The sequence below is a fragment of the Ancylobacter sp. genome, assembly GCF_965229075.1.
In the GTDB taxonomy this organism is placed as follows: Bacteria; Pseudomonadota; Alphaproteobacteria; order Rhizobiales; family Xanthobacteraceae; genus Ancylobacter.
This window is the reverse complement of record NZ_CBDDIO010000002.1, coordinates 2,676,323-2,703,275: the sequence shown is the minus strand read 5'-3', so window position 1 is coordinate 2,703,275 and position 26,953 is coordinate 2,676,323. Positions and strand designations below refer to the sequence as shown.

The window sequence follows — 26,953 nt, the reverse complement described above, 5'->3', positions numbered from 1 at the left end:
ATCAGCCGCCATAGATGTCGAAGTCGAAATACTTCTTGGAGAAAGTGTCGTAGGTGCCGTTGGCGCGGATCGCCTTGATGGCGGCGTTGATCTTGTCCTTCAGCTCGGTGTCGCCCTTGCGCAGGCCGACGCCCACGCCGGCGCCGAGGATTTCCGGGTCATCCTTCACATTGCCCTTGAGGTCGCAGCACTGCTTGCCCTGGTCGGTACTGAGGAAGGCGGCGAGCGCGATGGCGTCGGCCTGCACCGCATCGAGCCGCCCGGCCGCGAGGTCGGCATTGGCCTCGTCCTGGGTCTGGTATTCCTTCACGGTCGCGCCGGCCTTGCCGAAATACTTGTTGGCATAGTCCTGGTGGATGGTGGCGACCTGCACGCCGATGGTCTTGCCCTTCAGCCCCTCGGGCGTCGCGGTGAATTTCTCGCTCTTCGGGCCGATCACGCCGGTCGGCGTGTTGTAGTATTTGTCGGAGAAGTCGATGGTCTTCAGCCGCTCGGGCGTGATCGACATCGAACCGACGATCATATCGATCTTCTTCGAGGTCAGCGCCGGGATGATGCCGTCCCAGGCGACCGGCGTGATCACGCATTCGAGCTTGGCCTGCTTGCAGATGGCCTCCATGAACTCGACTTCCCAGCCTTCCCACTTGCCGCTGGCGTCCGGCGAGGCGAAGGGCGGATAGGGCTCGGCGGCGAAGCCGACCTTGAGCGGCTCGGCGGCCGCGCCGCAGATGCCGGCGATGCCGATGACGGCGGCGGCGATCATCGTCCTGAATGCGTGTTTCATGCTTGTCCCCTCTGGTTTTCGGGCTTTTTCAGTGGCTGGAGCTGATGAACTTCTTCAGCCGCTCCGATTTTGGATCGCCGAAAATCTGTTCCGGCGGGCCCTGTTCCTCGATCACGCCGTGGGCCAGGAACACGATGTGGCTGGCGACATTGCGGGCGAACTTCATCTCATGCGTCACCAGGATCATGGTGCGCTGCTCGCGGGCGAGATCGCCGATGACGGTCAGCACCTCGCCGACCAGTTCGGGGTCGAGCGCCGAGGTCGGCTCGTCGAACAGCATCACATGCGGCTGGATGGCGAGGGCGCGGGCGATCGCGGCCCGCTGCTGCTGGCCGCCCGAGAGAAAGGCGGGATAGGCGTCGCGCTTGTCGAACAGGCCGACACGCCGCAGCAGCGCCTCGCCGCGCGCCACCGCCTCGGCCTTCGGCACGCCGAGCACATGCACCGGCGCCTCGATGACATTCTGCAGAATGGTCATGTGCTGCCAGAGGTTGAAGCTCTGGAACACCATGCCGAGGCGGGAGCGCAGGCGCTGCACCTGCCGCCGGTCCGCCGTCGCCAGCCCGCCGAGCCCGTTCGGCTTCAGCGCGATCTCCTCGCCGCGAATGGCGACCGAACCACGGCTGGGCACTTCCAGCATGTTGATGCAGCGCAGCAGCGTCGATTTGCCGGAGCCGGAACCGCCGATGATGGCGATGACATCGCCTTCATGCGCCGTGAGCGAGATGCCTTTGAGGACCTCCAGCGCACCGAAGTGCTTGTGCAGGTCGCGAATGGCGATGGCCTCGGCGCGCTCCGTCATCGGATGGGCGCCTCCGCAGGCCGAGACCAAGGCATATCGCTCATGCCGTCCCTCTTTCCTTCCGACGCCCTCGCGCGCCCCGCCGCGGGACCGGCCAGGGGCGACGCCTGCGGGCGCCGTGTCATTCCACGGGGTAACGATGCACTTTCCTTCGCAGTTATTCAAGCGTATAACTAATCGCACCGCAACGTTTTTGTGCAGTGCCAAAAATTTGGCAGTTGATCGCCAAGAGGTATCATATGTCGCCTTTCGGGTCGCAGGAAATGTCGGCGCCGCTGCAGCGCGTGCTCATGCGCCGCCCGGGCCCGAGCCTCCTCCGGGCGGACCCGGTAGAGTGGCATTACGGCCCGACCTTCAATGGCGCGAAAGCCGTCGAGCAATATGGCGCCTTCGCCCGCCTGGTCGAACAGTCCGGCGCCGAGATCCTCTGGCTGGACGATGCGGGCGACGGGCTCGCCGACGCCATGTTCACCCATGATCCCTCGCTGATGACGGACCTTGGCGCGGTCATCCTGCGCATGGGCAAGCCGCTGCGCGCTGGCGAACCGGCGCTGCATGAGCGGGCCTATGCGGAACGGCAGATTCCGATCCTCGGGCGCATCGAGGCTCCCGGCACGGTGGAAGGCGGCGACTGCGTGTGGCTGGATGCGCGCACCCTCATTGTCGGGCGCGGCGTGCGCACCAATCAATCCGGCATCGACCAGCTCGGCGCCCTGCTCGCGCCCTATGGCATCGCCGTGCTGGGCTTCGACCTGCCGCTCTGGCACGGGGAAGCGGCCTGCCTGCATCTCATGAGCGTCATCAGCCCCTTGGCCGACGATCTCGCCCTCGTCTTCGCGCCGCTGCTGCCGGCCGCGTTCTACCAGCTGCTGAAGGCGCGCGGCATCCGCCTGATCGAGGCCCCCGCCGACGAGTTCCACGCCAGCAACGGCCTTTCGCTCAACGTGCTGCCGACACGCCCGAACGAGGTGATCATGGTCGAGGGCTTCCCCGCCACAAAGGCGGCGATGGAGGCCGCCGGCTGCACGGTGTCGACCTTCGCGGCGGACGCGCTGTGCATCGCCTGCGAGGGCGGCCCCACCTGCCTGACGCGGCCCGTGCTGCGTCGTGCGGCATGACCCGCCGGGATTTCCATAGGGGCACCGAGGCCGAGCGTCGGCACGACCTCATCGAGGCGACGCTCGACTGCATTTCGGAGGCCGGGCTGCAGGGCGCCACCGTGCGCCAGATCGCGACACGGGCCGGGGTGACGGCGGGGCTGATCCGGCACTATTTCGCCTCCAAGGACATCATCCTCCAGGAAGCCTACAAGGTCCTCATCGCCCGGCTGACCGAGAAGGCGAAGAACCTTGAGGGCACGCCGGAGCAGCGGCTGTCGGAGTTCATCTTCGTCAACCTGACCGAGCCGGTCGCCAACAGCCGCAGCCTCTCGCTCTGGGCGGCGTTCATCAGCCGGGTCAGCGTCGATCCCGCGCTCGCGGCGATCCATCGCGAGGGCTATCTGAGCTTCCGGGCCGAGCTGGAAGAATTGCTGGCGGATTTCCTCGCCGGCCGGGGCGCGCCCGTCTCCCCGGCGCGCATCCGCGCACTGGCCATCGCCATCAACGGCATCCTCGACGGCCTCTGGCTGGAAGGCTGCCTCGCCGGCGAACTCTTCGAGGAAAGCGAACTGGTCTCGATCGCCTTTTCCTCCGTCGAGGCGCTGATCGGCCACCCGATCGCCGCGCCAACCCCCACCGCTCGCGACCGGGAGTAGCCCAATGCGCTACGCATCCATCACCGACAGGCTCGCCCGCCTCGGCTCCGAGAAATGGGCCGTCCATGTCGAGGGCCGCCGCCGCAAGGCCGCCGGTCGGCCCATCATCGAGCTGACCATCGGCGAGCCGGACCTGCCGCCGCATGAGCGGCTGATCGCGGAGGCGACGCGTGCCATGGCGGCCGGCCGGCACCGCTATTCCAACGGGCGCGGCGAGCAGGTGGTGGTCGACGCGCTGGTGCGCAAATACGCCAAGCGCCGGGCGGACGTGACCAGCGAAAACGTCCTCTGCTTTCCCGGCACCCAGACCGCGCTGTTCGCCGTCATGCTCGGCCTGGTCGAGACCGGCGACGCGGTGCTGGTGGGCGATCCGCTCTACGCCACCTATGAGGGCGTCGTCCGCGCCACCGGCGCCGAGATGATCCCCGTGCCGCTGCGCCCGGAAAAAGGCTTCCACATGCAGGCGGCGGATCTGGAGCGGGCGATCACCCCTCATTCTCGCGTGCTGCTGCTCAACACGCCGCACAACCCCACCGGCGCCGTGCTCACCGCCGAGGAGATCGCCGCCATCGGCGAGGTCTGCCGCCGCCACGATCTGTGGATCGTCTCCGACGAGGTCTATGAGGAACTGATCCTCGAAGGCCGCTTCGCCTCGCCCTTCGACGATCCGGCACTGGCCGAGCGCACCATCGTCTGCTCCTCCATCTCGAAATCGCACGCCGCGCCGGGCTTCCGCAGCGGCTGGGCCATCGGGCCGGCCGAGTTCTGCGCCCGGCTGCTGGCGGTGTCGGAAACCATGCTGTTCGGCCAGCAGCCCTTCATCGCCGACATGACCGCGCATGCGCTCGACAACCCCATCGGCACCTCCGCGCTCATGCGCACCGCCTATCGCCGGCGTGCCGGCCTCATCGCCACCATGCTGGCGGAAGCGCCCGGCCTGGTGCCGTTCCCGCCCGAGGCCGGCATGTTCATCGTCGTCGATGTCAGCGGCACTGGCATGGATGGCGAAGCCTTCGCCTGGGCGCTGCTGAACGAAGAGGAGGTCGCGGTCATGCCCGGCTCCGCCTTCGGTGCCGAGGCCCGCGATTTCATCCGCATCAGCCTGACGGTGCCGGACGACAAGATCGAAGAGGCGTGCCGGCGCATGGCGGCTCTGGCCGCGCGCTCGGGTCTGCCGAAGGCGAGACGGGCCTAGGATTCGGTGGCGCCGGTCGCGGCCGGGCAAGGCGGGTTGGGAGGAGCGGTCATGGGTACGAAAACGGTTGGGGAGGCGCTGATCGACCTCCTGGAAGCCAATGGCGTCGAGGTGGTGTTCGGCATTCCCGGCGTGCACACGGTCGAGCTCTATCGCGGCCTCGCCGGCGCGAAGATCCGCCACATCACCCCGCGCCATGAGCAGGGCGCGGGCTTCATGGCCGATGGCTATGCCCGCGTCACCGGCAAGCCCGGCGTGGCGCTGGTCATCACCGGGCCGGGGCTGACCAACACCATCACCGCCATGGCGCAGGCGCGGCAGGATTCCGTGCCGATGCTGGTGATTTCGGGCGTCAACCGGCGCGCCTCGCTCGGCCAGGGCCTCGGCTATCTGCACGAGTTGCCGGATCAGGCAGCGCTGATGAAGAGTTTCGCCACCGCCTCCTGGACGCTGAACGATCCGGCGGACCTCGCCTCCGTGGTGGCGCAGGCCTTCGCGGTCATGGGTTCGGCGCGGCCGGGGCCGGTGCATATCGAAATCCCCACCGATGTGATGCCCCTGCCGGCCGGCGAGATCGTCGCCAAGGCCACCGTGCCGGCCCGTCCCGGCGCGGCGGCGGCGACGCTGCATCAGCTCGCCACGCTGTGTAATGAGGCCCAACGCATCGTGCTGATGTGCGGCGGTGGCGCCGTCGCGGCGGCGGACGCGATCGAAGCGCTGGCGGAAAAGCTCGACGCGCCCGTGGTCATGACGGTGAACGCGCGCGGCCTGCTGGCCGGCCACCCCTTGCGCGTGCCCGCGAGCCCGAGCCTTGCCGCCACCCGCCGGCTCATCGCCGAAGCGGACCTCGTCATCGGTCTCGGCACCGAAATGGGCCAGACCGATTACGACATGTATGATGACGGCCGCTTCCCGCCGCTCGCCAACTTCGTGCGCGTCGACATCGATCCGCTCCAGCTCGCCCGCGCGCCACGCGCCGACCTTCCCGTGCTATCGACGGTGGAAGCGGCGGTCGATGGCCTGCTCCCGCTTGTTGCCGCCCGCAGCGGCGATGGCGCGGCGCGGGCGGCGGCGACGCGCGAGGCGGCGTGGCAGGAGCTGACGCCGAAAATCCGCACCGAGATCGGCGTGATCGAGGCGATCTACGCCGCGCTGCCGTACGCGCTCGTGGTCGGCGATTCAACCCAGGCCGTCTATGCCGGCAATCTCTATCTCGATCTCGCCCGCCCGCGCGCCTGGTTCAATGCCGCCACCGGCTTCGGCGCACTGGGCTATGGCCCGCCCGCCGCCATCGGCGCGGCACTCGGCGCGCCGGATCGTCCCGTCGTTTGCCTCACCGGCGATGGCGGGTTCCAGTTCTCCCTCGCCGAAATCGGCTCGGCGGTCGATGCCGGAACGCGGGTGATCTTCCTCGTCTGGAACAATGACGGCTATCAGGAAATTGAGACCTACATGGTCTCGAACGGCATCACCCCGGAGGGTGTGAAGCCCTCGCCGCCGGATTTCCTCGGCATGGCCGGGGCCTTTGGCGTGCCCGCGCTGCGCCTGTCGGATGTGAGCGAGCTCGGCGCGGCGCTCACCGCCGCCAAGGAGCGCAACGGGCCGAGCCTGATCGAGATCCACCAGACGCGGACCCACGGCGCCACCGCCTGACGCGCCGCGCCTCTTCGATCCGGCGGAAGCATTTTCGCCGGAATTGCTCAAGAGCCTGATCCGATCCGGTTGAAACAGCCTGACCGGATGAGGCTCAAATTTATGGATAGAGCACGTTCCGATCTGATTGCGGTGCAATCGGATCGGAACGTGCTCTAGACGAGGCCATGGTCGAGCGCTTCACCCTCACTGACGTGGCCCTGTGCCAGCAGGAGATCAAGAAAAGCCGCTTCCGCGCGGCGGCCGCGCCCGTGGCGGACGAGGCGGCGGCGAAGGCGTTCATCGCCGCGCAGTCCGATCCCGGGGCCAATCACAATTGCTGGGCGTGGCGGATCGGCGCCGCCTACCGCTTCAGCGATGACGGCGAACCCTCGGGCACCGCCGGCAAGCCGATCCTCGCCGCGCTCGACGGGCAGGGTCTCGACCGTGTGGCCGTGGTGGTCACGCGCTGGTTCGGCGGCATTCTGCTCGGCAGCGGCGGGCTGGTGCGCGCCTATGGCGGCACCGCCGCGCAATGCCTGCGCGAGGCCGCCAAGGTGGTGCTGGTGGAAACCGTGGCCGGCACGGCGGATTGCGGCTTCAGCGATCTCGCTCTGGTGCAGGCGCGCCTCGGCGCCCTGCCCGGCGTCGAGGTCGCGGTCGAGGCCTTCACCGCGAGCGGCGCCACCCTGTCGATTGTGTCGCCGGCCGCGCAGATGGAGCCTGTGCAGCGGCTGCTGTCCGACCTCACCAGCGGGCGCTCGCAACTGCGATGGCAGGACGAAACGCCCGACGCCTAACGCGCGAGGGCTGACGCCCGCCTCCGCGCTCGGCTCCGGCCCTGCGTTTTCAGCATGGCACCAGGCGCCGGCTGGCGACAATTTGGGCTGACGAAAACCCTGCACAGGTTCTAAGCTAACCCCACGCGGGCCCCTGCCCGTCTCCGCCAGCCGAGCACGCTTCGATGAACATCGCCGCCCCCCCGACCTCCCCCGCCGCAGAGCCGGTTGCCGACGCCTTCGCCCATACGCCCTATGACGGGTCGCGCAAGGCGTTTTCCGTCGGCCTCGCCCCGCTCGACCTCGCGGAATGGATCGAGCCCGACGCCCATCTCGCCACCACGCTGGCCGAGCGCGCGGCGTTGATCCGCGACAAGCGCGACATCGTGGTGTGCGAGGAGCCGGACACCCGCGCGGCGCAGCGCGAGACGCTGGAGCTGCTCGTCGCCCATCTCACCGCGCGCTTTCCCGATCAGTACCGGCTGGAGGGCCGCCAGCTCACCGTGACCGCGACCGGCCGGACCGTTGATCTCGACGACGAGAGCGAGGCACCGCTGGTCGTCGCCGGCCAGATCGTCTCCGACGATCTCGTGCTGCTGCGCAAAGGCGAGGCCGGCTACCGGCTCGTCGCCGCCGTGCTGTGCTTTCCCTCCGCCTGGTCGCTCACCGAGAAATTCGGTCAGTCGCTGGACGAACTCCACCGCGCGGTGCCGGGCTATGAGAGCAAGCTCGCGCGCGTGATGAACCGCATCTTCGAGAATCTGAAGGTCGACCAGCCGGTGTGGCGGGTGAACTGGTCGATCTATCCCGATGACGAACGGCACCACCCCGAATCGAAGGAGCGCCCGCGCCACTGGTTCGAGGACCCCGCCCATCTCGCCCCGGAAGCCTTCGTGCGCGTGGAACGCCAGACGCTGCGCCGCCTGCCGGAGAGCGGCGACATGCTGTTCACCATCCGCATTCATGTCGACCCGTTCCTCGCCTTCCGTCGCCACCCGGAAGGGCGCACCCTCGCCGCCTCGCTGCGCGAGCAGATTCTCGGCCTCGACGCCGACCAGCTCGCGTATAAGGGACTAACCGAGCACCGCGACGCCGTGGCGGCGGCGCTGGAAAGGCTGGCGGCGGGCGGCTGAACCGGCCGCGCATTTGGGGGGAAAGGCCGATGGTCTTCTGGGTTCCGTTGATCGCCTGGGCGCTCGCCATCGGCCTCGCCTTGCTGATGTCGTGGCGCGGGCCGCACCCGTTCTCACTCGCCCTCGTGGTGGACCAGCTGCTGCGCTACATCCTGCTGCTGCCGGTCGGGCTGATGGGGCTGTGGGCCTTTCTGGGGCATGTGTTCTTCCCCGGCCAGGCGGCGGCCTCCATCGGCTGGGCGCCGAGCCCGTTCCAGTTCGAGGTCGGCATGGCCAATCTCGGCATCGGCGTCGCCGGGGTGATCGGCGCCTTTTTCGGCTCGCCGGGCTTCCGCGCGGCGGTGGGCATCGTCGCGCTCGGCTTTCTCGGCGGTGCCGGCATCGGCCACGCCATCCAGATCGAGGAGACCGGCAATATGGCCAGCGGCAATGCCGGGCCGATCTTCTACACCGATTTCCTCACGCCGCTGGCCGTGCTCGGCCTGCTGCTGATCCAGCGCGTGCTCGGGCCCGTACCGCAAAGGTGATGGCCCGCCCAGGCGTGGAAGGTTGCGCGCGGTCCGCCGTGCCCTAACTGAGGGGCAACAGATGAGGTTGCCTTGACCGACCCGAACGCCCCCGACCGCGATTCCCCCGACCCGGCCTCCCCCGACCGCGAAGCCAACCGCCTCTCCGCCCGCGCTCTGCGCTATGCCCGTGTCGGCACCAGCGTCGGCGGCGTCGCCGCGCGCATGGCCGGCACCAGGCTGTTCGGCAATGGCGCGAAGCAGGGCGACGCCGCCGCGCTCGCCGCCGCGCTGGGCGGGCTCAAAGGGCCGATCATGAAGGTCGCCCAGCTCATGGCGACCATCCCCGACGCGCTGCCGCCGGAATACGCCAAGGAACTCGCCACGCTGCAGAACCAGGCCCCGCCCATGGGCTGGGCTTTCGTCAAGCGGCGGATGATGGCCGAGCTCGGCCCGGACTGGCAGGCGCGCTTTCTTTCCTTCGACAAGGAGCCCGCCGCCGCCGCCTCGCTCGGCCAGGTTCACCGTGCCCGTGCGCTGGACGGCACGGCGCTGGCGGTGAAGCTGCAATATCCCGACATGCAGTCGGCGGTGGAAGCGGACCTCAAGCAGCTCGGCCTGCTGCTGTCCATCCACCGGCGGATGGACCCGGTCATCGACACGACAGAGATCGCCGAGGAGATCGGCGAAAGGGTGCGCGAGGAGCTGGACTATAAGCGCGAGGCCGCCCATGCCGGGCTCTACGCCGCCATGCTGGCGGACGCGCCGCAGGTGCGGGTGCCGCGCGTCCATAAGGACCTCTCCACCGGCCGCCTGCTCACCCTCGACTGGCTGGAGGGCCGGCGGCTGCTCGATTTCGTCGATCACTCGCTGGAGGAACGCAACGCCATCGCCCGCGCCATGTTCGCCGCATGGTGGCAGCCCTTCTCCCGCTTCGGCGTCATCCATGGCGACCCGCATCTCGGCAATTACACCGTGTTCGAGGAGGCGGGGCAGCCGGCCGGGATCAACCTGCTCGACTATGGCTGCATACGCATCTTCCCGCCGAGCTTCGTCGGCGGCGTGGTCGATCTCTATCGCGGCCTGCAGTCGGGGGACGAGGCCCGCATCGTCCATGCCTATGAGATCTGGGGCTTCCGCGGCCTCTCCCGCGCGCTGATCGACGTGCTCAACATCTGGGCCCGCTTCATCTATGGCCCGCTGCTCGACGATCGCGTCCGCACCATCGCCGACGGCGTGGCGCCGGGCGACTATGGGCGGCGCGAGGCCTTCACCGTGCACCGCGCGCTGAAGGAACAGGGCCCGGTCCGCGTGCCGCGCGAATTCGTCTTCATGGACCGCGCCGCCATCGGCCTTGGCGGGGTGTTCCTGCACCTCAAGGCGGAGCTGAATTTCCATGCTCTGTTCGAGGAAGCGATCGCCGATTTCTCCACCGAGGCGGTGGCGGCGCGTCAAGGCGCCGCGCTGGCGGAGGCCGGACTGCGCTGACCTGCCCCGGCGCGCGCCGTTGCCGCAGGCGGAGTCTTCCGCTAAAGCGGAGCATCGCGCGATCATTATTCTTTGGGAGGGGGTCGACATGGCCGATCACGGAGTGACCGAATACGCCAAGGCGGATGGCAACGACTATGCCGAGCACCGGGGCACGTACCACTTCTTCACCAAGATGACCCTCGTCAGCACGCTGGCCCTGTGCAGCTTCATGGTGTCCTTCGCCATTGGCGGCGCCAACGGCCATTGGGGCATCTTCACCATCGGCACCCTCGCCTCGGTCGCCGCCTGCGCCATCGGCCTCGCCTCGGAAGACGGCAAGCCCAAGCTGCTGTTCGGCCTGCTCGGCGTTCTCGTGCTCGCCCTGATCATCACCTCCTGAGACCAGCCATGCGTATCGCGATTGTCAAAGAGAGCTCTGCTTCGGAGCCACGGGTCGCCGCGTCTGCCGACACGGTAAAGCGCTATATCGGGCTTGGTGCGGCGGTGTTTGTCGCCTCGGGTGCGGGGTCGGCGTCGGGGATTGGCGACGGGGAGTATGAGGGCGCGGGGGCGACCGTGGTGGCGGATAACGCTGCCGCCGTCGCCGGGGCGGACATCGTGCTCGCCGTGCGCCGGCCGGAAGCCGCCGCGCTCAAGGGTGCCAACAAGGGCGCGCTGGTCATCGCCATCGCCGACCCGCACGGCCATGAGGCCGCGCTCGGCGAGATCGCCGGCACCGGCGTGTCGCTGTTCGCCATGGAGCTGATGCCGCGCATCACCCGCGCGCAGGTGATGGACGTGCTGTCCTCCCAGGCGAATCTCGCCGGCTACCGCGCGGTGATCGACGCCTCGTCCGAGTTCGGCCGGGCCTTCCCGATGATGATGACGGCGGCCGGCACGGTGCCGGCGGCGCGCGTGTTCATCATGGGCGCGGGCGTGGCCGGGCTGCAGGCCATCGCCACGGCGCGGCGCCTCGGCGCGGTGGTCTCGGCCACCGATGTGCGCCCGGCGGCGAAGGAACAGGTCGAGAGCCTCGGGGCGAAGTTCATCGCCGTCGAGGACGAGGAGTTCAAGCAGGCGGAAACCTCCGGCGGCTACGCCAAGGCGATGTCGGCGGAGTACCAGGCCAAGCAGGCGGCGCTGACCGCCAGCCACATCGCCAAGCAGGACATCGTCATCACCACGGCGCTGATCCCCGGCCGCCCGGCCCCCAAGCTGGTCTCGGCCGACATGGTGGCGTCGATGAAGCCGGGCTCGGTCATCATCGACCTCGCGGTGGAGCGTGGCGGCAATGTCGCGGGCGCGGTGCCGGGCGAGGTGGTGACGACCGCCAACGGGGTGAAGATCGTCGGGCATCTCAACGTGCCGGGCCGGCTGGCGGCGACCGCCTCGCAGCTCTACGCCAAGAACCTCTACGCCTTCGTCGAGACGCTGGTGGACAAGGGATCGAAGGCGCTCAGCGTGAAGTGGGACGACGAGCTGGTGAAGGCGACGCTGCTGACCAAGGACGGGGCGGTGGTGCATCCCGGCTTCGCGCCGCAGGAATCGGCGCCGGCGCCGGCGCCGGCGGCCGAGGGCGCGTCGGCGGCGTGAGCCGGGCGGGCTGAGGGCCGGCGATGACGCGGCCTTCGGGCTTCACTTTCTTCCCTCATGCCCGGGCTTGACCCGGGCACCCAGGTCTTCCGGGTGGCCCGGCTTCAGGCTGGGTCCCCGGGTCAAGCCCGGGGATGAGGGCGCGAAGGGGGAAGCGTTCGGCACGACGCCAGCCGGTTTGCCGGCTGCTCCAATGGCCGCCGCGTGCGGCTTCGGCAAGACGACCGCATCACGGAACAAAGCGGGCCTCCGGCTTCGGGGAGTGGGACGGCCCGGCAGAGACAGAGATAAGGGAATCGAGGAAATGGCCAATCCGGCAGGGGGCGTGATACTCGCCCAGAACGCGCCTGGCGTCTCGGACGCGGCGCAGGGGGCGATGGCGCAGAACGCGGCCGAAGGGGCGCGGATGGCGGCGGAAGTGGCGCGGCAGGCGGCGGAAGCGGCGCAGGCCTATGCCGCGGCGGCGCAGCAGAGCTATGCGGAACTCGCCGGCAACGCTGCGCATGCGCTGACCGGCGGGGCGATCGACCCCTTCGTGTTCCAGCTCGCCATCTTCGTGCTGGCGGTGTTCGTCGGCTATTACGTCGTGTGGTCGGTGACCCCGGCGCTGCACACGCCGCTGATGAGCGTGACCAACGCCATCTCCTCGGTGATCGTGGTCGGCGCGCTGCTCGCGGTCGGCGTCGACACGGTGGCGGAAGGCACGGGCTGGGCGCGCGGCTTCGGCTTTGTCGGCCTGGTCCTGGCGGCGGTGAACATCTTCGGCGGGTTCCTGGTGACCAGCCGCATGCTCGCCATGTACTCGAAGAAGAAGTGAGCGCGAACATGAACGCCAATCTGGTCGCGCTGCTCTATCTCGTCTCCGGTGTCCTGTTCATCCTGGCGCTGCGCGGGCTCTCCAGCCCGGTCACCTCCCGCCAGGGCAACATCTTCGGCATGGTCGGCATGACCATCGCCATTCTCACCACGCTCGGCTCCTCCCCGCCGGCCGGCCCGGGCGGCTGGGCGCTGGTGCTCGGCGGCCTCGCGCTCGGCGGCGGCGCCGGCGCGGTCATCGCCCGCAAGATCGCGATGACGCAGATGCCCCAATTGGTGGCAGCGTTCCACTCGCTGGTCGGCCTTGCCGCCGTGATGGTGGCGGCGGCGGCGCTCTACGCGCCGGCGGCGTTCCATATCGGCGATCCCGGCCATATCCACGCCCAGGCGCTGATCGAGATGAGCCTCGGCGTCGCCATCGGTGCCATCACCTTCACCGGCTCGGTCATCGCCTTCGCCAAGCTCAACGGCAACATGTCGGGCAAGCCGATCCTGCTGCCGGCGCGCCACCTCATCAACGCCTCGCTCGCGGGCCTGATCGTGGTGCTGATCGGCGTGCTGGTGGCGACCGAGAGCCACACCGTGTTCTGGCTCATCGTCATCGCCTCGCTGATCCTCGGCGGGCTGATCATCATCCCGATCGGCGGCGCCGACATGCCGGTCGTGGTGTCGATGCTCAATTCCTATTCCGGCTGGGCGGCGGCGGGCATCGGCTTCACCCTGTCCAACACCGCGCTGATCATCACCGGCGCGCTGGTGGGGTCCTCGGGCGCGATCCTGTCCTACATCATGTGCAAGGGCATGAACCGCTCCTTCATCTCGGTGATCCTGGGCGGCTTCGGCGGCGACAGCGCCTCCGGCCCGGCCGGGGCGGTGGAAACGCGCCCGGTGAAGCAGGGCTCGGCCGAGGACGCGGCCTTCATCATGAAGAACGCCTCCAAGGTCATCATCGTGCCGGGCTACGGCATGGCGGTGGCGCAGGCCCAGCACGCGCTGCGCGAGATGGCCGACAAGTTGAAGGAGGAAGGCGTCGAGGTGAAGTACGCCATCCACCCCGTCGCCGGCCGCATGCCCGGGCACATGAACGTGCTGCTGGCGGAAGCGAACGTGCCCTATGACGAGGTGTTCGAGCTGGAGGACATCAACTCCGAGTTCGCGCAGGCGGATGTGGCCTTCGTCATCGGCGCCAATGACGTGACCAACCCGGCGGCGAAGACCGACCCGACGTCTGCGATCTACGGCATGCCGATCCTCGACGTGGAGAAGGCGAAGACCGTGCTGTTCATCAAGCGCGGCATGGCGGCGGGCTATGCCGGCGTCGAGAACGAGCTGTTCTTCCGCGACAACACGATGATGCTGTTCGCCGACGCCAAGAAGATGGTCGAGGACGTGGTCAAGAACCTCAACCACTGAGGACGGCAAGGGGCGGCCCGGCCGCCCCGCGCCCGGGCGGAGAGGGCGTGAGGCGGATCGGTCTCATCGTCCACCTCACCGCACTCATCGTCCACGCCCCGAACACGCGAAAAGGCCCGCCTCCCGGCGGGCCTTTTTCGTGTCGGAGCGGCGTGGATGCTGCGCTGCCGCAACGGATTTCATTGACGGCGTGTGTATTGCATACCAGACTTAGACCAAAGAATAAGAAGCGTGACAGTCGAGGCTCCACCAGAGGGATACGCCATGCTTGTCGCCGATCTCATGAAGCTCAAAAATGCCCGCGTGCCGACCGTTCGGATGGGCGAAACCGTTGAAATGGCAGCGACTTTGCTCAACCGCGAGCGCATCGGCGCCGTGGTGGTGAAGGACGCCTGCGGCTCGGAAGGCGTCACCGTCGTCGGCATCTTCTCTGAGCGCGATGTTGTCCGCGCCATCGCCGAGCGCGGTGCGGCCGCGCTGCGCCTGCCGGTCGGCGACCTGATGTCGCGCAACATGATCTCCTGCCGCATGGAGGACAGCGTCGACCATGTGCGCGCGCTGATGGAGCAGCACCATGTGCGCCATCTCCCGGTCATGGAGGAGCACCAGCTGGTCGGCGTGCTCAGCATCCGCGACGTGCTCTCGCACGATGTCCGCGCCGCGGCGACGCTGTCGGGCGCGGGGCTGGCGAGCATGACGCCGGCGGCGTTGCCGGCGTAAGGCCTTGAGATAAAAGAAAAACCGCCCGGTATCGCTCCGGGCGGCTCGGTGTTTCTGCGGCGCGTGCCGCGGTCACATGGCGGGGGAATGATCCTGCCGCATCGGCGCCGTCTCCATCTGGTGCACGCGGTCGATGACCGCCTTCTGCACCTTCTCGAAGGCGCGCACCTCGATCTGCCGCACGCGCTCGCGCGACACGCCGAACTCGGCGGCGAGGTCTTCCAGCGTCATCGGGTCGTCGGACAGCCGCCTTGCCTCGAAGATGCGCCGCTCACGCTCATTGAGCACGGAAAGCGCGCCCGAGAGTGCGCTGCGGCGGTTGTCCATCTCCTCATGCTCGACCAGAACGGACTCCTGACTGTCGCGATCATCCGCCAGCCAGTCCTGCCACTCCCCTCCCCCCTCGACATCGCCGCGAAGAGGCGAGTTCAGAGAAGCGTCTCCGCCAAGACGCCGGTTCATCTCGATCACTTCCTGCTCGGTAACGCCGAGCTTGGTTGCGATCTGCTGCACCTGGTCGGGACGAAGATCCCCTTCCTCCAGCGCCGAAATCTGGCTCTTTGCTTTGCGCAGGTTGAAAAAAAGCTTCTTCTGCGCCGCCGTGGTGCCCATCTTGACCAGGCTCCACGAGCGCAGGATGTACTCCTGGATCGAGGCCTTGATCCACCACATGGCATAGGTGGCAAGGCGGAAGCCCTTGTCGGGTTCGAAGCGCTTCACCGCCTGCATCAGGCCGACATTGCCCTCCGAAATCACCTCGGAAATCGGCAGGCCGTAGCCGCGATAGCCCATGGCGATCTTGGCCACGAGACGCAGATGGCTGGTGACGAGACGGTGCGCGGCGTCGGGATCTTCATGCTCGCGCCAGCGCTTGGCGAGCATATATTCTTCCTGCGGCTCCAGCATCGGGAACCGGCGGATTTCCGCGAGGTAGCGGCTCAGGCCACCTTCGGCGGACGGTAGGCTCATAGCGGAACGGGCCATGACTGCACCCTCCTTCTCTCGCGGTCCCCATCAGCGGGCGACCGCCATGCGGCCGCTTGTCAGCCGGCCTCGAATTTATAATAGCAGGAAGAAGCCGAATTTGCGAAAGCGCAAGGCGTTACGGGGTCACGATACGTTGAGGCGGCGCCCGTCAACTGCCCGCGGCCAGCGCCTCCTCAAGGCGAGCAAGGTCCGCCGGCAGAGGACTTTCGAACGACAGGACGTCGCCCGTGACGGGATGCTCGAAGCCCAGCCGGGCCGCATGCAGCGCCTGCCGACCGAGCCCGTCGAGCGCCTCGCGCGCCGCCTCGGGAAGCCGGCTCGCGCGCGTGCGCTGGCCGACGCCATAGAGCGCGTCCCCAAGCAGGGGATGGCCGATATGGGCCATGTGCACGCGAATCTGATGTGTGCGGCCGGTTTCCAGTTGACACTCCACCAGCGTGGCGATCGGGCGGCCGAGCGTGTCCGTGTACGCCGCAAGACGCTGCCAATGGGTGATGGCGAAGCGCCCGCCGCTGCGCACCGCGATGCGCTCCCGCGCCACGGGATGGCGGGCGAGCGGCGCATCCACCGTCCCGCTCGGCAGGTCCGGCGTGCCCCAGACGAAAGCGAGATAGGCGCGCTCCAGGGGCCCCGTACGGCCATGATCGGCGAACTGGGCGGCGAGCGCCTTATGCGTACGGTCGTTCTTGGCGACAACAAGGAGGCCCGACGTGTCCTTGTCCAGCCGATGGACAATCCCGGGCCGGCGCACGCCGCCAATGCCGGACAGGCTGGCGCCGCAATGGAACAGCAGCGCATTGACCAGCGTGCCATCGGGGCTGCCCGGGGCAGGATGCACCACCATGCCGGCCGGCTTGTCGACGACGATGAGATGATCGTCCTCATAGACGATGGCGAGAGGAATGTCCTGCGCGGCCGGCGTGGCGTCCTCGGGCTCTGGCACCTCGACGCTATAGGTGTCACCGGCGATCGCCTTGGCCGATCCGCCGGTCACCGGCACACCGCCGCGCAGGACCCTTCCCTCGCCGATCAAGGCTTGCAGGCGGGTACGGCTAAGTTCCGGCAAATGGCGCGCCAGCACGCGATCGAGGCGAAGCCCTTCATCCTCCGGCCCGACGGTGATATCGACGCGGCTCGCGACCGCCTCCGGCGCGTCATCGTCCATCTCCTCGTTGAGTTCCGGTGCCGGCATGACTTCTCCTGATTCCGACGACACGCTCGACCCCGCCGCCGAGCGCGTGCTGCGCCGCATGCGCCGCTTCGCCGCCTTTTCCGGGCTTATCATGCTTCTGGGCTTTCTCGCCGTCTTCGGGGCCATCGGATACAAGCTGATGAGCGGCAGGAAAAGCGCCCCCGCCGAAATCACCGGCACGATCCAACTGCCCAAGGGGGCAGAGGTGCGCGCGGCCGTCGTTTCCGGCGACCTGATCGCGGTGACGGTTTCCCGAGAGGGCCGGGTCGAGACGCATCTGTTCGATCTCGAAACCCGGGCCCCGCGTGGGATGCTCGGTTTCGCCAGCACGCCCTGAAGCACTTCACCCGGCGCCGCGCGCCCTTAACAATGACTTAGCGGGTTGGCCGGTTGAAAAAGTCGTCTCAATTCACCCGCCCCCTTGATCCCGCCAGCAAAGCGCTCTAAGAGACCGGCCTGCCTAGATGCGCCCATCGTCTAGCGGTCAGGACGTCGCCCTCTCACGGCGAAAACCGGGGTTCGATTCCCCGTGGGCGCGCCACTTCGGTACAGAACAGCGAACACCCGACTGGGTGGCCCGGTCGGTGGGCACGGCCCTTCGCAGCAGCTTGGCAACCTGCTCCTTGAGCATCTCGTCGGCTCAGTCATGCCGAACCGCCCCGGCTTCGCCCAAGACCGTTTGGTTTAATCTACGCCGCCATATTCCGCTCACCGAGCATGACGTAGCCGCGCGCCTTGGCTTCGGCCGGCGGGATGGTGCCGGTAGGCGCCAGCAGCCGGCGATGGTTGGCCAGTCAACCCAATTCAGCGTGCGAACTCGACAGCCTCGAAGGAGCGCCGGGGCCCCGGCTTCGGCCAGCCGTTCGGTGGAGCGAATGCTCACATATTGCGAACAGCGGTCGCTATGATGCACCTGGCCGCCGCGACGAGCGGCTGCGGCTCGTGAAAGGCCTGCTCCAGCGCATCCAGTACGAAGCCGGCATGAGCGCCTCGGCTCACTCGCCAGCCGACGATCCGGCGTGCACAGGCGTCGTCACGTCAGGACAAATGCGGAGCATTTGTCGCGAGGCGACGTCGACGAAGCCCGCCCAAGTGCTGACATAGGTGAAGTCCGAGAGCCAGAGCCGGTTCGGCGCCGGCGCATGTAACACCCGGTGCCATGGCGAAATAGGAGGATGCCGCATTTTCCCTGCACCACTCTAGATTCCTTCTAATTCATTGCTATTGCAGAATATTTCCCCTCTGCTAGTGGATGCTCTCCGCCCCTTTGGGCGGGGCTTAGCGATGTGAGCACCCCTTGATGTCGACGCCGCCGAACATGCTCGAATGCCGGGACGGTCTCTCCGCGGCCGTTGCCGACCCCAGCGGGCCCCTTGGCCGCCCGGCTCCCTCGCATAGCGCTTGCCGGCAGGCCTGAATTGAGCGCGACCCTCGCCGACATTTTCCTGAGCCATCGCCGCTCGTTGATCTGGAGCGTGATGCGCATTGTGCGCGATGCTCAGGCGGCGGAAGACCTGGCGCAGGAAACCTATGTCCGGGCGGTTGGCGCGCTGGAAAAGGGGACGATCGAGCATATCGAGGCCTATCTGCATCACACCGCGCGCAATCTCGCCCTCAACTACCGGCGTCGCCGCGACCTGCGCGGCCGGATCGAGCGCACCGACCTGCCGGAAGAGGCTATCGAGAACGTGGCTTCGGCAACGCCCTCTGCCGAAGCCGACCTCATCCAGCGGCAGCGCCTGCGGTGCCTGCACGCCGCCATCGGCAGCCTTCCCGAACGGGCGCAGAAAGTCTGGCTGCTGAGCCGGATCGAGAAATGGCCCTACCCCCGGATCGCGGCGCATCTGGGCGTCTCGCCCAACACCGTCTTCAACGACATGAAGCTGGCCCATGCGCACTGCATGGATGCGCTGGCGAAGCTCGATCGGGCCTGAGCCCTGCCGGACGCGACCTTCTGGCGTCCGCCCGGCGACTCTCTATAACGAGACTGGCATGAACAACACATGGCAGGCGCTTGCGGGGGCCTTTACGGGATTTCGGCCGGCGGCGTGTCCAGGCCACAGGCCGCTCCGCTTCCGGCCTTTCAGAGGGTGTGACCTGCGTGGAACGCGATGAGGCCGGGCGCGGCGAACCGGAACCGGAATTCAGCCATCCGGATCCACAGACCGACGCCGCGCTGGACTGGCTCTTCACCCTGCAGGCGCATCCGGATGATCCAGCGCTGAAGGCGCGTTTCGATGCCTGGCGGCAGGCCGACAGCGCACATGAGGCGGCCTTCGCCCGCGTGGCGCAGGCTTGGTCTCTGCCGGAGATGGACGAGGTGGCGCGCGGACTTGTCAGCCAGAAGCGACATGCCGAGAGCGGGCGCGGAGGGCTAGCCGCGCGCCGCCCGCCCCCGCGCGGCCGTTGGACCAAGTTCGCCCTGGCCATGGCGGCGGCGCTGGTGCTGGCGCTGGGCGTGCAGCTCTATCCGGGCCTCGCGCTGCGCTGGAAGGCCGATTATCTGACGCTCGCCGGGGCACGCCAGCTTGTCGTTCTTCCCGACGGCTCGCGCATGACACTGAACACCGCCTCCGCCGTCGCCTTGAACTTCGACGGTGCGACGCGCTCGGTCACGTTGCTTCAGGGAGAGGCCTATTTCGATGTCGTGCGCGACACGTCGCGCCCGTTCACGGTGACGTCGAATTTTTCGGTGGTTGAGGTCAAGGGAACCGCCTTCTCCGTGCGCACCGACGGCACGCAGGACGTGGTCGTGCTCGAACGCGGTCATATCGACGTCGCCCAGCTTCCCGGCCGGCGCGTTCAGGCCGCGCTCAACCCCGGCGAGAGCATCGTCGCCACCGCCGCGTCGCTCTCGCCGATCCGGCGGGCGGACCCGGAAACGTCCCTGGCCTGGCTGCGCGGACAGCTGGTGTTCGAGGATAAGCCGTTCGACGAGGTGCTGGACGAGGTCGCGCGCTATTACGGCCACGCCATCATCGCCGCCACTAGCGGTCTGGCGCAGATCAGGGTCAATGGCAATTACCGTCTCGACGACCCGGAACGCGCGGTCCGCTCGCTGGCGACCGCGGCCGGTGCCTCGGTCACCCGGCTTCCCGGGGGGATTCTGATCGTTCGCTAGAGTTTTTTGTGAGATGCCCCGCAGCTCTTTGTCAGGTGGGTATGGGCCAGCAGAACGCGTGAAGCGTCGGCCCCCATTTCTGGCGAAAAGGGTCACTCATGGCGCGGCTTGCGTGGGCGGAGAGAGACGGCGCGACGCAGTGCCGGGCGGGGAAGCGGAACCAGCCGCGGCGCGCAGGTCGCTCACTGACCTCGCTGCTCTTGTGCTCGTCGCTTCTGGGCACCGCCGGCCTGCTTGCACCGCAGGGCGCCTCGGCCCAACAGCCGGCTTCCACCCAGGCGATGCGTTTCGACATCCCCGCGCAGCCGCTGCGGGCCGCGATCAATGCCTTTACCCGGTCGACGGGATGGGAGGTCGGCTTCACCTCGCAGGCCATCGCCGGCAAGCGCTCCAGCCCCGTCGGCGGCACGCTGCCTCCGGCCGAGGCTCTGGAGGCCCTGCTGGCCGGCACGGGTCTGAGCGTCAGCATCTCCGGTCCCACAACCGCCGCCATCGTCGATCCGTCGGCCCGGAGTGATGGCGGCGCCACCGAAGACGGATCGATCGCGCTCGATACGATCTCGGTGGAGGGCGAGGCCATCGACAACTGGAATGCGCCGCCGAGCTATGCCGGCGGTCAGGTGGCCACCGGCGCCAAGCTCGGCATCCTCGGCAATACCAGCGTGATGGACGCCCCGTTCAACATTGCCGGCTACACCTCCAAGACCATCGAAGACCAGCAGGCGGTGACCGTCGCCGATGTCGTCGCCAACGACCCGTCCGTCCGGGTCTACACCAACGGGCTCGCCTCCTCGGCCGGCGTCGGCGACTCCTTCTTCATCCGCGGCTTCTCGGTCGGCAATTACAGCATCCTGCTCGACGGTTATGGCGGCATTTCCGCGGACCGCATCATTCCCGTCGAGACCATGGAGAGCGTGGAAATCCTGAAAGGGCCGAACGCCCTGTTGAACGGCTACACGCAATATGGCTCGCTCGGTGGCTCGATCAACGTGGTGCCGAAGCGGGCCACCGACGACCCGATCACGCGCCTGACCGCCAGCTACGCCTCAGACGGACTTTTCGGCACTCATATCGACTATGGGCGCCGTTTCGGGGAAAACAAGGAATGGGGCGTCCGCGTCAACGGCGTGTATCGCGACGGTGACACCGCCATTGACGGCCAGTCGACCCAGCTTGGTGTCGCGACCCTGGCCCTCGACTATCGCGGGGAGTCGCTGCGGGCCAGCCTCGATGTCGGCTATATCGACCAGAAGACCATCGCCCCGACCGGCGCCGCCGGCTTCAGCTTTGCGCCCGACATGCCGATTCCGCGCGCGCCCGATCTGAGCAAGCAGATTTATCAGGACTGGGAATATGCGGAATCCAAGAGCAGCTACGCCCTCGGCAAGTTCGAAGATGACCTGAACTCGTCCTGGACGGTCTATGGCGGCGCCGGCTTCAGCCAGTACGACCAGGAGATGCTCGCAACCGACATCTATGTCACCGATCTCGCCGGCAACGCCATCGCGACGGCCTATTACAGCCCGATCCAGGGCCGGGCCGCCTCGGCCCAGGCCGGCGTCCGTGGCGAATTCGACACCGGGACCGTCCGCCACCAGGTCAATCTCAACACGTCCTATCTCTACCAGACGATGAACCAGGAGAGTAATTACTACGGGTTCTACGCGTTCGAGACGAACATCTACAACGCTCCCGTCATCCCTCGCCCCTCGACGGCAGGTTTCAGCGACAACCCGCCGAAATACTGGGACATCAACGCCCCGGCCGTGACCATCGCCGACACCATGTCCTTCTTTGAGGATCGCGTTCTCTTCACCGCCGGCGCGCGCTACCAGCAGATCAAGGTCGATGTCTTCAACCCCGATGGCAGCCTTTCGCAAGGCTATGACAAGCAGGCCGTGACGCCCGCCTTCGGGCTCGTCGTCAAGCCGCTCGAGCACATGTCCGTCTACGCGAACTACATCGAGGGGCTGCAGCAGGGTCCGGTGGCCTGGCCCGGCACAGAGAATGCGGGCCAGGTGTTCCCGCCCATGCTGACCGAGCAGATGGAGGTCGGCGTCAAATACGATTTCGGCACCTTCACCGCCACCGTCAGCGTGTTCGAGATCACCAAGCCCAGCAGCATCATCACCACGGACTCGTCCGGCGCCTCGGTGTTCAGCGTCAATGGCGAGCAGCGCAATCGCGGCGTTGAGGTCAACCTGTTCGGCGAGCTGACCGCCCGCCTGCGCCTGCTCGGCGGCGTCGCCTATACGCAGGGCACGCTGACCAAGACCGATGACGGCCTCTACAACGGCAACACAGCCGTCGGCGTGCCGCGCTGGCAGGGTAATATCGGCCTCGAATGGGACCCCGAGTTGGTGGAAGGGCTGACCCTGTCGGGCCGGCTGATCGCGACGAGCTCCCAATATGTCAATCAGGCCAACACGCAGACGATCCCCGGCTGGACCCGCATAGATCTCGGCGCCCAGTACCGCACCGAGGCGTTCGGCAATCCGCTGGTGCTGCGCGCGGCCTTCGAGAATGTCGCCGATACCAATTACTGGGCGGCGGTCAGCGACGGCTGGGTCACCATGGGCCTGCCGCGTACCTTCAAGCTCTCCGCGACCATGGATTTCTGAGCATGAGGGCGGGTGCGGGCGGCGCTCGGCCGAGCCGCCGGCAACTGCTGGGGCTGGCGGTCGGCGCCGGGCTTGCCACTGCGTCCGGCAGCCGGCGGGCGCGCGCCGCCGTGCCGCCGGACGGCCCGCTGGTCACGCTCGACTTCGCCCATGCGCAATCGCTCCTCGCGCTCGGCGTCGACGCGTTCGGCCTCGCCGAACGCTGGCGCTATGAGCGGTTCGTCAGGGAACCGCGCCTTCCACCGGCCGTGTTCGACATCGGCACGTTTTCCGAGCCCAATCTCGAACTGCTGGCCGAAATCCGGCCACGCGCCATCCTTTATTCCCGCGAATGGCCGACGGACACGGCGCAGCTCCGGCGAATTGCCCCGCTGGTGGAACTGTCGATCTACACCGGTGCGCCTGGGCCGCTGGAACGGGCGCGCCAGGCGCTGCTGCGCATCGCCGCCCTCGCCGGCCGGGAAAGGCAGGCCGACGACTATCTCGCCGGTTTCGACCAGCGGATGGCGGAGGCGCGTCTGCGCCTCACGCCGTTCACGGGCCGGCGCGTCATGGTGCTGTGGGCGGCAACGTCGCGCGACTTCTGGACCCTCGGCAGCGCCAGCCTGGTCCACGATGTCGTCGCGCAACTCGGGCTTCGGAACGCGGCGAGCGAGGTCGGCGACATCTGGGGATGGCTGCCCGTGACGCTGCACCAGCTAGCGGCTTTGGACGACATGATCGTCCTGCACTTCGGAGCCGTGCCGGCGGCGCTCGACGACAATCCGTTCTGGCAAGCTCTTCCCCTCGTCCGGCGACGGCAGCTCATTGTCCTGCCGCCCAGCTGGATGTTCGGTGGGCTGCCCGAGGCGGAACGCATCGCCCATCTGCTGGTCAAAGGCCTTGAGGGAGCGCCCCATCCTTCCCTCAACTGACCCGTTTCGCAAGCTCGGGGCGCCTGCGTGGGGGGTACTGCTGTGCCTGCCCGCCGTCATCGCCACGCTGCTCAGCCTGCATCAGCTCGGACAGGACCTGCCGCCGGCCGAGTGGTGGCAAGCTGTGATCGCGCCGGCGAGCGAGCAGGCGGCGCAGATGCTCGTCCATTATGTCACGCTGCCCCGCCTGGCGGCGAGCCTTTTGGCCGGCGCGTCGCTCGGCCTGTCGGGCCTCATCTTCCAACAGGTGCTGCGCAATCCGCTGGTCGAGGCGTCGACGCTGGGCGTCTCCGCTGGTGCCGGCCTCGCCCTGCAGGCGTCGGCCGTGATGGCACCGTCGCTGGCATGGCCTCCGACCCTCGTCGCGTTTCTCGGAGCCGCTACGACGATGGCACTGACGCTGGCGCTCGCCGCGCGAAATCTGTCCTCGCCGTTCCGACTGATCCTGGCGGGGCTCGTCGTCGGGCTGTTCTGCGGTGTGGCGAATGCGGTACTGGCGCTGTTCTTCCATGAGCAGCTGCGCAGCGTCTTTCTCTGGAACGCCGGCTCGCTTGCCAATCTCGGCTGGGACGCCGCCGGCGCCATCGCGCCCGCGCTGGGGGCCTGCACGCTGCTGGTGCTGCTGCTCGCCCGCCCGCTCGCGCTTCTGGAGCTTGAAACCGGAAGTGCGCGGGGGCTCGGCGTGCCCGTCGCCGCCGTGCGGCTGGCGGGGGTGCTGCTGGCTGTGATGCTGGCGTCCGTCACCATCGCTGCGGTCGGCGCCATCGGATTCATCGGCATCGCCGCGCCGGCCATCGCGCAGCTAGCCGGAGTTCGGAGCTTCCGGTCCCGGCTGGTCGTGACCCCGCTGCTCGGAGCGACGCTGCTGTGGTTCGCGGACCAGCTCACGCAGATCAATCCGCTGAGCCCGACCGAACTTCCGACCGGGGTGATCACCGCCCTTCTCGGCGGGCCGCTGATGCTGTGGATGCTGCAACAGCTGCGGAGCGGCACCGGCGCCCCGCCCCCAATTCCTGTCGAAGCGCCCCCGAGCGTTATGCCGTCGCGCCCCGCCCTGCGCATTGCCGTGTCGGCGCTCGTCCTGCTGCTGCTGGTGTGGACCGCGCTGGCGTTTGGCCGGCGGCTCGATGGCTGGGTGTGGCGCGATATCTGGGAGATGGGCAACGGGCTGGAATGGCGTTGGCCCCGCGTCCTGGCCGCCGCGTTGGCGGGGGCCATGCTGGCGGTGGCCGGCGTCATCGTCCAGCGGGTGTCCTCGAATGCGCTCGCCAGCCCGGAAGTGCTCGGTGTCAGTTCGGGAGCGGCCTTCGGCGTTGCCACTCTTTTCCTGTTCGACCCCGCCGCAGGTCAGGCCTTACGGGTGCTTGCGGCCACTGGCGGCGCCTTTGTCGTCCTCGCCCTCCTCATGGGACTAATGCGCAATGCGTCGGGCGCGCCGGAACGCCTTCTGCTGACCGGCGTGGCACTCGCCACAGTGTTCGGCGCATTCCTCGCGGCGATCACCGTCCGCTTCGATCCGCGCATCGTCAGCCTGCTGTCCTGGATGGCCGGCTCCACCTATCCGGTCTCGGCGACCAGCGCGCTCATCCTGGCCGGCCTCGCGCTCGGTCTGGCGCCGGTCGTGCCGCTGACCCGGCGTTGGCTCGACATCCTTCCGCTCGGTGAGAGAACCGCGCGTGCGCTCGGCGTGGATGTCGGTCGCAGCCGGCTGCTGCTGATCCTGGTCGCCGCGCTTCTCACGGGCGCGGCCGTGCTGACGATCGGCCCGATGAGCTTTGTCGGCCTGATGTCGCCCCATCTCGCCCGCATGGCCGGCTTTCGCCAGCCGCTGCACCAGATGCTGATGTCCGCCATCCTTGGCGCCGACATCCTGGTAGCAGCCGACTGGCTTGGCCGTAACCTGCTGTTTCCGCATCAAATACAGGCCGGGATGCTTGCCGCGCTGGTGGGCACGCCGTATTTTCTCTGGCTGATGTGGCGGCGCCCGTCATGAGCGGTCTGCCGGCTCTCGATCTGCCGGCCGGGCTTGAGCATCTGGCCGCCTCGGTAACGCTGGTCGACGAAAGCCCTCATGCCTTGCCCAGTTGCCGCTTTCTCGAACGCGACGTGCTCGGCGAAGCGGTCCTGCGACTGCGGAACAGCTATCCCGAGGCAAGACCTGCCGACCTCGCCGTGCTCTGGGCGCGGATGTACGGCTTCCGCCTCCTCGCGGCGGCCCTGCCGGCGGCGCTGTTTGACCGGCACCTGCCGACCGCTCTCGACGAGACGCGCATGGCGCTCGATCCCCGCGATGGCTGTCCGCTGTGCCTGCAGGTGCCACATGCTGGCCGAATGGTTGAAACCGACGACCCCTTCCTGCGCTTGCAAACTGCAATCCGGGACCATCTCGGCCCCGTGCTGGACGCGGTCGCCCGCCACATGAGAGCGCCGCTCACGGTGCTGCACGGCGATGCCGCGGTCACGTTCAAGATGATTGCGGATGACATTGCGACAGCGGCACTCCGGTCGCGGTATCCTCTCAGCTGCGATGTGGGCCCGCTTTCGACCGCGAAGACCTGGCCCGACGGCGCGCGCAATATTCTGAGCACCCCTTTCCTGCCGACCACGCGGGGAAAGGCAGGCATGACAAGGCGAACCTGCTGCCTGCATTACCGATTGCAGGACGGCAACGGCTTCTGCGACAGTTGCCCGATCGCGGAAAAGCGCCGCCGGGCTCAGGAGGCGCTTTGAGGCTGAAGAAAATGCGCGACGTGCTGGGCGAACAGCTCTGCGCGCGTGCGCGGGTAGAAATGTCCGCCGTCCAACGCGACAAGTCTGGCGCCCGGAATGGCGTGCGCAAGGCGCTCGGATTGGGCGAACAGGATCATCTCATCGTCGCGCGCGCCCAGGACGAGTGCCGGCGCCCGGATGCGGCCGAGTTCCTCCGCCCGGTCGAAAGCGAGCAGCATGCGGATGCGGGCCATCGCCACGGAAAGCGGCGCCAGAATCTCCCCTGCCCGCGCGACGGCCTCGTCGAGCTCGGCCTCATGGGCGGCGATCCAAGCCGCGTCATAGCCGAGCACGTGGGTAAAGGCTTGATAGATATCCGGCCGGGCGGCGTCGAGAAGCGCAAGCCGGGCCTCGAACAGGGCACGAAAACGCGCATCCGACGCAGACCAACTCCCGGAAATCACGAGGCGGTCGGCCCGCGCGGGACTATCAATGGCCATGGTCTGGACCACGGCGCCGCCGGTGGAGTGGCCGACAAGGTGGGCTTTCGCCCATCCGACCCCGTCCATGATCTCCCCAACGTCGCGCGCTATGCCCTCGACTGTGTAGGTTCCCTCCGGCCGGTCGCTGCGACCCGCACCACGATGATCGACAATCAGGAGCCGGAAGCGCGATTCCAGCCGCTCCGCGACCGGCTGCCAGAAGCGCCCATCGCCACCAAGACCCGGGATCAGCACCACGGCGGAGCCATCGGTGCCCCGCATCTCGTAATGCACACGGCAACCATCGGACGTCATCACCAAGGGCATA

General features: G+C 67.9%; 25 protein-coding genes, 1 tRNA gene and 1 pseudogene. 21 read left to right on the top strand and 6 right to left on the bottom strand.

Features of this window, described 5'->3' with window-relative positions; genetic code table 11:
- Nucleotide 1: 1 nt before the first annotated feature.
- Entirely contained in the window at nt 2–784 is a 783-nt protein-coding gene (locus ACO07Z_RS18710; RefSeq protein WP_421700081.1) for a transporter substrate-binding domain-containing protein, read from the bottom strand.
- A gap of 28 nt (nt 785–812) precedes the next feature.
- Nucleotides 813–1,586, bottom strand: a complete 774-nt coding sequence (locus tag ACO07Z_RS18705) for an ABC transporter ATP-binding protein (protein WP_244375294.1) — start codon at nt 1,584–1,586, stop codon at nt 813–815.
- A gap of 239 nt (nt 1,587–1,825) precedes the next feature.
- Between ACO07Z_RS18705 and ACO07Z_RS18700 the strand changes: the two genes are divergently transcribed.
- From ACO07Z_RS18700 to ACO07Z_RS18640, 13 genes are all read left to right on the top strand, one after another.
- Complete coding sequence (locus tag ACO07Z_RS18700; protein ID WP_421700080.1) at nt 1,826–2,704, top strand: dimethylarginine dimethylaminohydrolase family protein; 879 nt, start codon at nt 1,826–1,828, stop codon at nt 2,702–2,704.
- Entirely contained in the window at nt 2,701–3,342 is a 642-nt protein-coding gene (locus tag ACO07Z_RS18695) for a TetR family transcriptional regulator C-terminal domain-containing protein (protein WP_421700079.1), read from the top strand. Before ACO07Z_RS18700 ends, ACO07Z_RS18695 begins: the two co-directional genes overlap by 4 nt.
- Before the next feature lie 4 nt (nt 3,343–3,346).
- Nucleotides 3,347–4,537, top strand: coding sequence for a pyridoxal phosphate-dependent aminotransferase (locus ACO07Z_RS18690; RefSeq protein ID WP_421700078.1), 1,191 nt, complete (start codon nt 3,347–3,349; stop codon nt 4,535–4,537).
- 51 nt (nt 4,538–4,588) lie between these two features.
- Nucleotides 4,589–6,190 carry a 5-guanidino-2-oxopentanoate decarboxylase gene (locus tag ACO07Z_RS18685; RefSeq protein ID WP_421700077.1) on the top strand — a complete coding sequence of 534 codons (1,602 nt, stop codon included), beginning with the start codon at nt 4,589–4,591 and terminating at the stop codon, nt 6,188–6,190.
- Nucleotides 6,191–6,357: 167 nt separating this feature from the next.
- On the top strand, nt 6,358–6,969 hold the full coding sequence (locus tag ACO07Z_RS18680) for an IMPACT family protein (RefSeq protein WP_421700076.1): 612 nt from the start codon (nt 6,358–6,360) through the stop codon (nt 6,967–6,969).
- 164 nt (nt 6,970–7,133) lie between these two features.
- Nucleotides 7,134–8,081: a heme-dependent oxidative N-demethylase family protein gene (locus tag ACO07Z_RS18675; RefSeq protein WP_421700075.1), complete on the top strand. Its 948-nt coding sequence runs from the start codon at nt 7,134–7,136 to the stop codon at nt 8,079–8,081.
- A gap of 29 nt (nt 8,082–8,110) precedes the next feature.
- Nucleotides 8,111–8,608 (top strand): DUF6790 family protein, encoded by a 498-nt coding sequence (locus ACO07Z_RS18670; RefSeq protein WP_421700074.1) that lies wholly within the window; start codon nt 8,111–8,113, stop codon nt 8,606–8,608.
- A 72-nt stretch (nt 8,609–8,680) separates the two neighbouring features.
- Entirely contained in the window at nt 8,681–10,075 is a 1,395-nt protein-coding gene (locus ACO07Z_RS18665; RefSeq protein ID WP_421700073.1) for an ABC1 kinase family protein, read from the top strand.
- An 88-nt stretch (nt 10,076–10,163) separates the two neighbouring features.
- Complete coding sequence (locus ACO07Z_RS18660; RefSeq protein WP_244375285.1) at nt 10,164–10,457, top strand: aa3-type cytochrome c oxidase subunit IV; 294 nt, start codon at nt 10,164–10,166, stop codon at nt 10,455–10,457.
- 8 nt (nt 10,458–10,465) lie between these two features.
- Complete coding sequence (locus ACO07Z_RS18655) at nt 10,466–11,650, top strand: Re/Si-specific NAD(P)(+) transhydrogenase subunit alpha (protein WP_421700072.1); 1,185 nt, start codon at nt 10,466–10,468, stop codon at nt 11,648–11,650.
- Between the two features lie 376 nt (nt 11,651–12,026).
- Entirely contained in the window at nt 12,027–12,467 is a 441-nt protein-coding gene (locus tag ACO07Z_RS18650) for a proton-translocating transhydrogenase family protein (RefSeq protein ID WP_244450829.1), read from the top strand.
- 8 nt (nt 12,468–12,475) lie between these two features.
- The gene (locus ACO07Z_RS18645) at nt 12,476–13,879 is read left to right on the top strand and encodes an NAD(P)(+) transhydrogenase (Re/Si-specific) subunit beta (protein WP_421699550.1); all 1,404 of its coding nucleotides are present in this window, start codon (nt 12,476–12,478) and stop codon (nt 13,877–13,879) included.
- 264 nt (nt 13,880–14,143) lie between these two features.
- Complete coding sequence (locus ACO07Z_RS18640) at nt 14,144–14,599, top strand: CBS domain-containing protein (RefSeq protein WP_421700071.1); 456 nt, start codon at nt 14,144–14,146, stop codon at nt 14,597–14,599.
- A gap of 72 nt (nt 14,600–14,671) precedes the next feature.
- Here the strand turns inward: ACO07Z_RS18640 and rpoH are convergent, their stop codons facing one another.
- Nucleotides 14,672–15,583, bottom strand: coding sequence for an RNA polymerase sigma factor RpoH (rpoH, locus tag ACO07Z_RS18635; RefSeq protein ID WP_244375281.1), 912 nt, complete (start codon nt 15,581–15,583; stop codon nt 14,672–14,674).
- Nucleotides 15,584–15,734: 151 nt separating this feature from the next.
- Nucleotides 15,735–16,778, bottom strand: coding sequence for an RluA family pseudouridine synthase (locus ACO07Z_RS18630; protein WP_421700070.1), 1,044 nt, complete (start codon nt 16,776–16,778; stop codon nt 15,735–15,737).
- Between ACO07Z_RS18630 and ACO07Z_RS18625 the strand changes: the two genes are divergently transcribed.
- Both ACO07Z_RS18625 and ACO07Z_RS18620 read left to right on the top strand, forming a co-directional pair.
- Nucleotides 16,777–17,115, top strand: a complete 339-nt coding sequence (locus ACO07Z_RS18625) for a DUF6476 family protein (RefSeq protein ID WP_421700069.1) — start codon at nt 16,777–16,779, stop codon at nt 17,113–17,115. The genes ACO07Z_RS18630 and ACO07Z_RS18625 overlap by 2 nt on opposite strands.
- Nucleotides 17,116–17,244: 129 nt before the next feature.
- Nucleotides 17,245–17,319, top strand: a tRNA-Glu gene (locus tag ACO07Z_RS18620).
- A gap of 148 nt (nt 17,320–17,467) precedes the next feature.
- Here ACO07Z_RS18620 and ACO07Z_RS18615 read toward each other — a convergent pair.
- Nucleotides 17,468–17,935: pseudogene (locus ACO07Z_RS18615) on the bottom strand (DDE-type integrase/transposase/recombinase); the annotation flags it as partial.
- 216 nt (nt 17,936–18,151) lie between these two features.
- Here ACO07Z_RS18615 and ACO07Z_RS18610 point away from each other — a divergent pair.
- From ACO07Z_RS18610 to fhuF, 6 genes are all read left to right on the top strand, one after another.
- The gene (locus ACO07Z_RS18610) at nt 18,152–18,712 is read left to right on the top strand and encodes an RNA polymerase sigma factor (RefSeq protein ID WP_421700068.1); all 561 of its coding nucleotides are present in this window, start codon (nt 18,152–18,154) and stop codon (nt 18,710–18,712) included.
- 167 nt (nt 18,713–18,879) lie between these two features.
- Entirely contained in the window at nt 18,880–19,899 is a 1,020-nt protein-coding gene (locus ACO07Z_RS18605; RefSeq protein ID WP_421700067.1) for a FecR family protein, read from the top strand.
- Between the two features lie 200 nt (nt 19,900–20,099).
- On the top strand, nt 20,100–22,520 hold the full coding sequence (locus tag ACO07Z_RS18600) for a TonB-dependent siderophore receptor (RefSeq protein ID WP_421700066.1): 2,421 nt from the start codon (nt 20,100–20,102) through the stop codon (nt 22,518–22,520).
- Nucleotides 22,521–22,522: 2 nt separating this feature from the next.
- Nucleotides 22,523–23,434 (top strand): ABC transporter substrate-binding protein, encoded by a 912-nt coding sequence (locus tag ACO07Z_RS18595; RefSeq protein ID WP_421700065.1) that lies wholly within the window; start codon nt 22,523–22,525, stop codon nt 23,432–23,434.
- Nucleotides 23,403–25,427: a Fe(3+)-hydroxamate ABC transporter permease FhuB gene (gene fhuB, locus ACO07Z_RS18590; RefSeq protein ID WP_421700064.1), complete on the top strand. Its 2,025-nt coding sequence runs from the start codon at nt 23,403–23,405 to the stop codon at nt 25,425–25,427. The genes ACO07Z_RS18595 and fhuB overlap by 32 nt, the downstream gene beginning before the upstream one ends.
- Nucleotides 25,424–26,164 carry a siderophore-iron reductase FhuF gene (gene fhuF / locus ACO07Z_RS18585; RefSeq protein WP_421700063.1) on the top strand — a complete coding sequence of 247 codons (741 nt, stop codon included), beginning with the start codon at nt 25,424–25,426 and terminating at the stop codon, nt 26,162–26,164. The genes fhuB and fhuF overlap by 4 nt, the downstream gene beginning before the upstream one ends.
- Here the strand turns inward: fhuF and ACO07Z_RS18580 are convergent.
- Entirely contained in the window at nt 26,149–26,952 is an 804-nt protein-coding gene (locus tag ACO07Z_RS18580; RefSeq protein ID WP_421700062.1) for an alpha/beta fold hydrolase, read from the bottom strand. The two genes, fhuF and ACO07Z_RS18580, sit on opposite strands and share 16 nt — an antisense overlap.
- Nucleotide 26,953 lies beyond the last annotated feature (1 nt).

What these genes read in the sequence shown, in the direction of transcription:
- ACO07Z_RS18595 (WP_421700065.1), top strand. Translation starts at nt 22,523, where the DNA reads ATGAGGGCGGGTGCGGGCGGCGCTCGGCCGAGCCGCCGGCAACTGCTG.
- ACO07Z_RS18640 (WP_421700071.1), top strand. Translation starts at nt 14,144, where the DNA reads ATGCTTGTCGCCGATCTCATGAAGCTCAAAAATGCCCGCGTGCCGACC.
- ACO07Z_RS18630 (WP_421700070.1), bottom strand. Translation starts at nt 16,778, where the DNA reads ATGCCGGCACCGGAACTCAACGAGGAGATGGACGATGACGCGCCGGAG.
- ACO07Z_RS18660 (WP_244375285.1), top strand. Translation starts at nt 10,164, where the DNA reads ATGGCCGATCACGGAGTGACCGAATACGCCAAGGCGGATGGCAACGAC.
- ACO07Z_RS18650 (WP_244450829.1), top strand. Translation starts at nt 12,027, where the DNA reads ATGGCGCAGAACGCGGCCGAAGGGGCGCGGATGGCGGCGGAAGTGGCG.
- ACO07Z_RS18710 (WP_421700081.1), bottom strand. Translation starts at nt 784, where the DNA reads ATGAAACACGCATTCAGGACGATGATCGCCGCCGCCGTCATCGGCATC.
- ACO07Z_RS18580 (WP_421700062.1), bottom strand. Translation starts at nt 26,952, where the DNA reads ATGCCCTTGGTGATGACGTCCGATGGTTGCCGTGTGCATTACGAGATG.
- ACO07Z_RS18685 (WP_421700077.1), top strand. Translation starts at nt 4,589, where the DNA reads ATGGGTACGAAAACGGTTGGGGAGGCGCTGATCGACCTCCTGGAAGCC.
- rpoH (WP_244375281.1), bottom strand. Translation starts at nt 15,583, where the DNA reads ATGGCCCGTTCCGCTATGAGCCTACCGTCCGCCGAAGGTGGCCTGAGC.
- ACO07Z_RS18705 (WP_244375294.1), bottom strand. Translation starts at nt 1,586, where the DNA reads ATGACGGAGCGCGCCGAGGCCATCGCCATTCGCGACCTGCACAAGCAC.
- ACO07Z_RS18670 (WP_421700074.1), top strand. Translation starts at nt 8,111, where the DNA reads ATGGTCTTCTGGGTTCCGTTGATCGCCTGGGCGCTCGCCATCGGCCTC.
- ACO07Z_RS18645 (WP_421699550.1), top strand. Translation starts at nt 12,476, where the DNA reads ATGAACGCCAATCTGGTCGCGCTGCTCTATCTCGTCTCCGGTGTCCTG.
- ACO07Z_RS18680 (WP_421700076.1), top strand. Translation starts at nt 6,358, where the DNA reads ATGGTCGAGCGCTTCACCCTCACTGACGTGGCCCTGTGCCAGCAGGAG.
- ACO07Z_RS18625 (WP_421700069.1), top strand. Translation starts at nt 16,777, where the DNA reads ATGACTTCTCCTGATTCCGACGACACGCTCGACCCCGCCGCCGAGCGC.
- ACO07Z_RS18655 (WP_421700072.1), top strand. Translation starts at nt 10,466, where the DNA reads ATGCGTATCGCGATTGTCAAAGAGAGCTCTGCTTCGGAGCCACGGGTC.
- fhuF (WP_421700063.1), top strand. Translation starts at nt 25,424, where the DNA reads ATGAGCGGTCTGCCGGCTCTCGATCTGCCGGCCGGGCTTGAGCATCTG.
- ACO07Z_RS18690 (WP_421700078.1), top strand. Translation starts at nt 3,347, where the DNA reads ATGCGCTACGCATCCATCACCGACAGGCTCGCCCGCCTCGGCTCCGAG.
- ACO07Z_RS18675 (WP_421700075.1), top strand. Translation starts at nt 7,134, where the DNA reads ATGAACATCGCCGCCCCCCCGACCTCCCCCGCCGCAGAGCCGGTTGCC.
- ACO07Z_RS18695 (WP_421700079.1), top strand. Translation starts at nt 2,701, where the DNA reads ATGACCCGCCGGGATTTCCATAGGGGCACCGAGGCCGAGCGTCGGCAC.
- ACO07Z_RS18700 (WP_421700080.1), top strand. Translation starts at nt 1,826, where the DNA reads ATGTCGCCTTTCGGGTCGCAGGAAATGTCGGCGCCGCTGCAGCGCGTG.